Genomic DNA, 508 nt, shown 5'->3' with positions numbered 1-508 from the left:
TTCGGCGTACACAGCGACACTGGCCAACCCGGCATCGGCCGCAGCCCGGATCACCCGCACCGCGATCTCACCACGATTGGCGACAAGAACCTTCGAGATTTTCTTATGGGAAGTCGAGGTAGTCATGTACTGAAATTCCTTCACTGGCCATATCGGGCATTGACGAAAAGAGCTGGGGCATTTGAAAGTCCGTAGCGATGCATGTCTTCCGGGCGACCCCACAGATCGATCGGGGCCGGCAATTCCTCGGCCACCGACGGCTGCGCGGCAGTCAAAACCGCAACGACAGCAGCGATCTCGACGTCCGTCGGACTTCCGCGAAACGACCAACTGACCGACGCCGCATCATGATTCGCTTCGCTCACTGCGTCATGATTCGCTTCGTCGTTCGCTGCGTCATGATTCGCTTCGTCGCTCATAGTGGGATGTTTCCGTGTTTCTTGGGTGGGAGGGTGACTTGTTTGCGTTCGAGTAGTCGTAGTGCGGTGACGATCTGGCCGCGGGTGTG

Annotated in this window: 2 protein-coding genes; both read right to left on the bottom strand. The window is 58.1% G+C overall.

Annotated elements, in window-relative coordinates:
* Nucleotides 1-126: biotin carboxylase N-terminal domain-containing protein (locus A2J02_RS27390; protein WP_152530500.1), on the bottom strand; the 126-nt coding region annotated here is incomplete at its 3' end.
* Between the two features lie 14 nt (nt 127-140).
* A complete protein-coding gene (locus tag A2J02_RS21850) occupies nt 141-419 on the bottom strand; it encodes an acyl-CoA carboxylase epsilon subunit (RefSeq protein ID WP_068053483.1) in 279 nt (92 codons plus the stop codon).
* Nucleotides 420-508: the final 89 nt, after the last annotated feature.

The sequence above is a fragment of the Rhodococcus sp. EPR-147 genome, assembly GCF_001647185.1.
Lineage (GTDB): Bacteria > Actinomycetota > Actinomycetes > Mycobacteriales > Mycobacteriaceae > Rhodococcoides.
This window is presented reverse-complemented; position numbering and strand designations above follow the sequence as displayed.